This is a genomic window from Mesorhizobium sp. M0771, from assembly GCF_040320155.1.
GTDB lineage: Bacteria > Pseudomonadota > Alphaproteobacteria > Rhizobiales > Rhizobiaceae > Mesorhizobium.
This window is the reverse complement of sequence record NZ_JAMYPC010000052.1, coordinates 1-6,204: the sequence shown is the minus strand read 5'-3', so window position 1 is coordinate 6,204 and position 6,204 is coordinate 1. Positions and strand designations below refer to the sequence as shown.

7 protein-coding genes and 1 pseudogene are annotated in these 6,204 nt (G+C 58.2%); 3 read left to right on the top strand and 5 right to left on the bottom strand.

From position 1 onward, the window contains the following. Positions 1-14: 14 nt before the first annotated feature. From NKI05_RS31875 to NKI05_RS31865, 3 genes are all read left to right on the top strand, one after another. Positions 15-368, top strand: a complete 354-nt coding sequence (locus NKI05_RS31875; protein WP_352794187.1) for a hypothetical protein — start codon at positions 15-17, stop codon at positions 366-368. 220 nt (positions 369-588) lie between these two features. Beyond that, a complete protein-coding gene (locus tag NKI05_RS31870) occupies positions 589-1,353 on the top strand; it encodes a class I SAM-dependent methyltransferase (RefSeq protein WP_352794183.1) in 765 nt (254 codons plus the stop codon). Between the two features lie 188 nt (positions 1,354-1,541). Beyond that, on the top strand, positions 1,542-1,706 hold the full coding sequence (locus NKI05_RS31865; protein WP_502898788.1) for a hypothetical protein: 165 nt from the start codon (positions 1,542-1,544) through the stop codon (positions 1,704-1,706). A 196-nt stretch (positions 1,707-1,902) separates the two neighbouring features. Here the strand turns inward: NKI05_RS31865 and NKI05_RS31860 are convergent, their stop codons facing one another. From NKI05_RS31860 to NKI05_RS31840, 5 genes and pseudogenes are all read right to left on the bottom strand, one after another. Next, positions 1,903-2,940: an ABC transporter ATP-binding protein gene (locus NKI05_RS31860; RefSeq protein ID WP_352794182.1), complete on the bottom strand. Its 1,038-nt coding sequence runs from the start codon at positions 2,938-2,940 to the stop codon at positions 1,903-1,905. Then, the gene (locus tag NKI05_RS31855) at positions 2,937-3,959 is read right to left on the bottom strand and encodes an ABC transporter ATP-binding protein (RefSeq protein ID WP_502898787.1); all 1,023 of its coding nucleotides are present in this window, start codon (positions 3,957-3,959) and stop codon (positions 2,937-2,939) included. Before NKI05_RS31855 ends, NKI05_RS31860 begins: the two co-directional genes overlap by 4 nt. A 7-nt stretch (positions 3,960-3,966) precedes the next feature. Beyond that, positions 3,967-4,848: an ABC transporter permease gene (locus tag NKI05_RS31850; protein WP_352794180.1), complete on the bottom strand. Its 882-nt coding sequence runs from the start codon at positions 4,846-4,848 to the stop codon at positions 3,967-3,969. Position 4,849: 1 nt separating this feature from the next. Further along, entirely contained in the window at positions 4,850-5,791 is a 942-nt protein-coding gene (locus tag NKI05_RS31845) for an ABC transporter permease (RefSeq protein ID WP_352794178.1), read from the bottom strand. Next, positions 5,791-6,204 (bottom strand): annotated as a pseudogene (locus tag NKI05_RS31840) (ABC transporter substrate-binding protein); the annotation flags it as partial. The gene NKI05_RS31845 and the pseudogene NKI05_RS31840, both read right to left, overlap by 1 nt.

The following is a 6,204-nucleotide window of genomic DNA, read 5'->3' as shown; positions in this document are numbered from 1 at the left end:
CTTGCAGCTGCTACCTGGCGAAAGCCGGCCTGAAGGTGCTGGTGCTCGAGGGTCGCAATGTCATTGGTGGCGCAGCTCGGTCCGAGGAAGTTGTTTGCTCCTCGTGCAGCTCATGCCGGACGCACTCTCGCGGGAGACCTTCGGGCCGCGGCTTGCAGCCCGGCTTCTTCGACTCCGGCTTATGCAAGCGTTGGACTACCGGCGCGGGTGGCCAGTCGAGCAGGCCGTCTTCGATTGCTTTTTCCAGGCGCGCTACTCTTTCCGGCACTGCGACTCTTGCCCATGTCGCACAGGGAAGATTTCCTGCCGCTTGCGGGTGCGATCCTTCACCGCGACGAGCAACCCTCATTTCAACACTGCCAGTGTAGGACGAACCACCTCACAGGTGGTAACCAGAAATGACATAACGTCTTACCGACAAGGTCGCCACTACGAGTAGCCGCCTTAATAACCGTTAACAAAAGCTTTGTAAGTAATAAAAAAAGAATACAAAATATTATCACTTAAACGCTCTCCTCCATGCAATATTGGCCTTGCACACCAGGATCGCATTGACCCGCCGGCCTGTACAATAACATGGAGAATCACATGAGCTGCGACACGGCCAGCAAGCCGCTTTCTTCACTAGAACTCGAATCATACTTCAGCGACGATTATTTATTTTTTGGTGACGCCGTAAATTCTCCCGAGAAAACCGATCGGGAGGTTGAAGCAATTTGGAAGCTACTTTCGCTTAAGGAAGGCGGCCCAGTTCTTGAACTAGGATGCGGTTATGGACGGATTACCAACCGGCTGGCGGGAAAAGGAGCGCGGGTAACGGGGCTGGATGCGTCGCCGGTCCTCCTAAAAAAAGCCGAAGCAGATGCAGCCGAACGTGGGGTAAATGTTGAGTACGTTCTTGGCGATATGCGCTCACTTCCCTGGAGAGACCGCTTTGACGTTGTGTTACTGTGGTACACAACGTTTGGATACTTCAGTGAAGCCGACAACGAGAAAGTTCTTCATGAAGCGGCCCGTTCTTTGCGAAAAGGCGGGTGCCTGCTAATCGATCAACTCAATCGCTACTCGTTGATAAGCGACAAATCATATTCGTACGAGATCGTGCGGCGTAACGATGATCTAAGAATGGATATAAGCAATTACGACGCACTAGCCGATCGCTGCAACTCTGAGAGAATCATAGTCCGAAATGGATGCGTTAGACGAATGCGTCTTTCTGTCAGGCACTACGGGTTTTCTGAATATGTTCGCATGTTGCGAAGCGCGGGGTTTGAGACTGTTGAAGCCTATGGACAAGAAGGCGGAGAGTTCAAATCCCATGGCCGGCGCCTCGTGGTGGTTGCGTACAAGTAATTGGCGTTCAGGGCGATCAAAAATGCCCACGGATGCCAACCGTAAGCGCCACGTGTCACATTCCCTGAGCCGCTTAGTCGGCCGGGTATCCGCAAGCCGTGGATCTGGCATCTTGATCGAGGCGGATAGCGGCTATTGAATTGCACTATTGGCGCTGTTCTCCTGCAATTCGGTTTTGCGATTCCCTTATGCTGCGCAGTGATACGGTGATCGGCCACATCAAGGCCGACCACCGCACAGATCCCAACTACCTCGCCGGCCGGCAGGGCGACGCCCTCAACGCCATCCTGGCCGCCTCCGGCTGCAACTTCTCCCTCCTGCTCAGATGGCTGAAAGGTTTTTGTCGCTCCTGATCGCTCTGCTTCAACTCAAAGCCGGTCGCCGGTTAGATCCCGGAATGTTCACGGTCGACCACCTAAGGTCTCTGAGCATGCGATCTCCCGTTGCACCCGCAGATAATCGCCCATGCAGTCTGGCTCTCCTACAGGTTCCCTTTGAGCCTGCTCCGGCGAATCTGGAAGCGTTGGAGAAATGCGGAATCCTCCTTAATCATAATGCGTTTGCTTCAGGAACGGTGTGTCGAAAGATTTGCCGCTCCCCAGCCGACATGTCTGTAGAGGGTGCGCGTACATGACAGGCCACGACCCGGCCATCTGCCAAGCGGACCAAAGGCGGCACCTCAATTTGGCACCGCTCGACCGCGAGTGGACAGCGCGGATGAAACGCGCAGCCGCTCGGAGGATTGATGGGGCTTGGCACCTCGCCCTCCACGGGCACCTCCAGCCGAACTCGGGTGGGATCCGGCACCGGGGCAGCCGCGATCAGCGCCTCGGTGTAGGGGTGGACCGGTTTCGCGAATAGCGCCTCGCTCGGGGCGAGTTCCACGATTCGCCCCAGATACATGACGGCAACGCGATGCGCGATATGCTCCACGACCCCGAGGTCATGCGAGATGAAGACGAAGGCGATGCCCATCCGCTGCTGAAGGTCCAGAAGCAGGTTTAAGATCTGCGCCTGCACGGAGACGTCAAGGGCTGACACCGCTTCGTCGGCGATGATGAGAGAGGGGTTGAGCGACAGGGCGCGTGCGATGCCGAGCCGCTGGCGCTGACCGCCCGACAATTCGGACGGAAGCCTCTGCATCATCTCGGGCGACATTCCAACCTTCTGGAGAAGGTCAGCAGCAAGAGCGTAGCGCTGCTTGCGGCTCAGACGCTCGAAATTCTCCACCGGTTCGGTGATGATCTGTCCGGCGGTAAGGCGCGGGTTCAGCGACGAGTAAGGATCCTGAAACACCATCTGCATTCGACGGCGATGCGCGCGCAGCTCGTGCTTCTTGAGGCCCGCAATATCGGCCCCATCGATTAGGACGCGTCCGCCTGTCGGATCCACGAGCCGCATCAATAGCCGCGCGACAGTGGATTTGCCGCAACCGGATTCGCCAACGATGCAGAGCGTCTCACCTGCCTCGACGGAAAAGGATATATCCTCCACCGCCCGGATCACCGGAATGCTTTTCTTGAAGATTCCCGAGCCAAGCGGATAGTGCTTGGTCAGCTTCTCGACTTTCAGCAAAGGACCACTCATGCGCCCATCACCTCTTCGGCGCGCCAGCAAGCTGCCGCGTGGCTCGAGCCGACGTGACGCAGGATGGGTGTTTTCTCGCGGCAAATACCGATCGCGAACGGGCAGCGTGGCGCAAAGCTGCAGCCCACCATTGGCTCGCGCAAACTTGGGACGATGCCGGGAATTTCTGGAAGGCGGCGCTGACGACCGCGCCGTGGATCAGGCACCGATCGCATGAGCCCTTGAGTGTAGGGATGCGCCGGACGCGCAAACAGATCTATGACCTTCGCTTGTTCTACAATCCGGCCAGCATACATCACGATCACGCGTTGGCATGTCTCGGCTACAACGCCCAGATCATGCGTGATGAACATCACCGCCGTTCCCGTGCGCTCTTTGAGATCGACGATCAGCCGCAGGATCTGCGCCTGGATCGTGACGTCTAGCGCGGTCGTCGGCTCATCGGCAATCAACAGTTTCGGTGAGCAGGCGAGAGCCATGGCGATCATGGCGCGCTGGCGCATGCCGCCTGACATTTCATGGGGATAGTTGTTGACGCGACGCTCGGGATCCCCGATGCGGACGAGACGGAGCATCTCTTCGGCCTTGGCCATCGCCACCGAGTGGGACGCTTTCGTATGGATCTGCACCGCCTCCGCGATCTGGTGGCCGACCGTATAGACCGGGTTCAGGCTCGTCATCGGCTCCTGGAAGATCATGGCGATCTCGTTACCGCGGATCTTTCGCATTTCCCAATTGGACAGCTTAAGAAGGTCGCGTCCGTGGAAGCGGATCTCGCCGCCGACGGTCCTGGCGGCCAGCTTCGGCAGCAGGCGAAGTATGGAGAGGGCGGTAACGCTCTTCCCGCATCCCGATTCGCCAACGACCCCAAGCGTCTCGCCTTTCTTGACCCGAAAGCTGATGCCACCCAGTGCGCGGGTGACGCTTTCTTCGCCGTAAAAGTGCGTCTCAAGATCTCGGACATCGAGAAGTATGTCTTCTGCCACGGGTTTATGCATTTGCATGTCAGTTTTATGCATCAGCGTGTCAGTGCCTCCGCTTCGCGCGGGGATCGAACATATCGCGCAAACCATCCCCGAGCAGGTTGACCGAAAGAACCGTAACCGCAAGGCAGATACCGGGAGCGAAGATCGTCATAGGCGCGATGGAGAGATAGAGGCGCGAACTGGCGATCATGTTGCCCCAGCTCGGAATCTCGGGCGGCACGCCGACGCCGAGGAAGCTCAGCCCTGCCTCCGTCAGGATCGCACTGGCGCAGACAGTGGCGCTCTGTACCATGAGCGCTGGAACGGTGCTGGGCAGGATATGCCGCCACAGCACTTTGGGCAGGCGCGCACCGCCGCAGAGGGCGGCCTCCACATAGGGACGCTCGCGAACACTCAGAACCACCGAACGAACCAGCCGAGCGACGGCTGGCGTCTCGGGGATCGCTATGGCGACGATGAGGAGGCCGATGCCGGGGCCGGTCAGAGAAATAAGGGCAATGGCGAGCAGAAACGTCGGGATCGACATCAGGCCGTCCATGACTCGCATGATAATATTGTCGAACGTGCGGTTGTAGCCGGCCAGGATGCCGGTCAGAAGCCCAGCAACGGCTGCGCAGGTCGCCGACAGCAATCCGACCATGAGGGAGATCCGCGCGCCGAAAATCGTTCGGGCAAACACATCACGGCCCAGATTGTCGCTACCGAACCACATCTCGGCGGAAGGCAGCTGGAGGCGCTTGAACGGATCTATGTTCACAGGATCGCCGGCGTAAAGCGGGGCGGCGAGCGCCAGAATGATGAGGAGCGCCAACAGGCCGCCGCCTGCAAGGACGAGCGGATGCCGCCTCGCCAGGCGGGGAAAGTCAGATACCTGCAGCCGACCCATCGGCACGGCTTCAACTGGTGCGGAGAGGAGCGTCATATCAGTACCTGATGCGCGGATCGATCAGCGTATACGCAAGATCGACCGTGAGATTGACAAGGACGTACAGACCGGAAGTCAGGATAAGCACGCTCTGGATAATCGGGTAATCACGGTTGTTGATCGCATCCACGACCAAGCGACCGACACCGGGGATGTTGAACACCGTCTCCGTGAGGACGACGCCGCCGATCAAATAAGCAAAGCTTATGCCAATGACGGTCAGGATAGGGACCCCGGCATTCTTCAAGGCATGATGGAAAAGCATTGCATAGGACGAAGCGCCCTTAGCAGCGGCCGTTCGCATATAGTCTTCCGACAGAACATCGAGCATGCTCGCCCGCGTGACCCTGGCGATGAATGCAATGGAGGAAAGGCTTAAAGCGACGGTAGGCAGGATCAGGTGGACGAACCAAGGCCTGAGGCCACCATCGACCGGTACATATCCCTGGACCGGAAGCCAGTGAGTCCTGAAGGCGAAGAAGTAGATGAAAAAATATCCAATGACAAAGACCGGGACGGAATAACCCAGTGCCGAAAAGGCCGCAAGGATGCGGTCGATGAGACCGCCAGATCGCCATGCCGCGAGGATGCCGAAGGAGACCCCGACCGTTACCGAAAGGATCATCGTCAGGATCGACAGAGAAACGGTCGCTTCAAGCCGCTGCGAGATGAGCTCGAGAACCGGCCGTCCGTTCAATATCGAGATGCCGAAATCGCCGCCAAGCATCTGGCGCACCCAATGGATGAACTGAACCGGCAGCGGCGCGTTCAGCCCAAGCTGTTCGCGAATGTTGGCGATTACCTCGGCGGTCGCGTTGCGGCCGGCAATTACCGCCGCCGGATCTCCCGGTACCAGTCTGACCAGCAGGAAAACAAAGATCCCGACCATCGCCATGACGGCTATGGCCGAAACCAACCTGCGTAAGATGTAGGCCGCCATCAGACCGAGACTTTCTGCATGTTCCACATTGGGAGTGTATTCGACGCAACATGAACTAGGCCAGTGAGGGACTTTCGGCGAGCGACGGGCAGCATAGACTGACCGAACATGACAGTGCCAACGAAGTCCCACGCGAGGCGTTGCATTTCACGGGCCAGTGCCTGGCGTTCATCGAGTGTTTCGACATATGCCCATTTGGCCCGGAGAGCCTCGTATTCATCGTTCGTCGGCCAGCCATAATAACCGTCTTCGCCATTTGCTAGGAGCAAAGGCAAGCTGACCGGATTGCCAAGTTTGGAATCGGTCCAGTCACTAATGAAGACGCTCCAGCCGCCGTCCTCAATCGGCCCCTTGTTTGCACGGCGTTTCTCAACCCCTCCCCAGTCGCTCGGGGCAAGCTCAGCACTGACTCC

Coding starts and splice junctions, on each gene's coding strand:
- NKI05_RS31870 (WP_352794183.1), top strand. CDS start 589: ATGAGCTGCGACACGGCCAGCAAGCCGCTTTCTTCACTAGAACTCGAA.
- NKI05_RS31865 (WP_502898788.1), top strand. CDS start 1,542: ATGCTGCGCAGTGATACGGTGATCGGCCACATCAAGGCCGACCACCGC.
- NKI05_RS31860 (WP_352794182.1), bottom strand. CDS start 2,940: ATGAGTGGTCCTTTGCTGAAAGTCGAGAAGCTGACCAAGCACTATCCG.
- NKI05_RS31855 (WP_502898787.1), bottom strand. CDS start 3,959: ATGCATAAAACTGACATGCAAATGCATAAACCCGTGGCAGAAGACATA.
- NKI05_RS31850 (WP_352794180.1), bottom strand. CDS start 4,848: ATGACGCTCCTCTCCGCACCAGTTGAAGCCGTGCCGATGGGTCGGCTG.
- NKI05_RS31845 (WP_352794178.1), bottom strand. CDS start 5,791: ATGGCGGCCTACATCTTACGCAGGTTGGTTTCGGCCATAGCCGTCATG.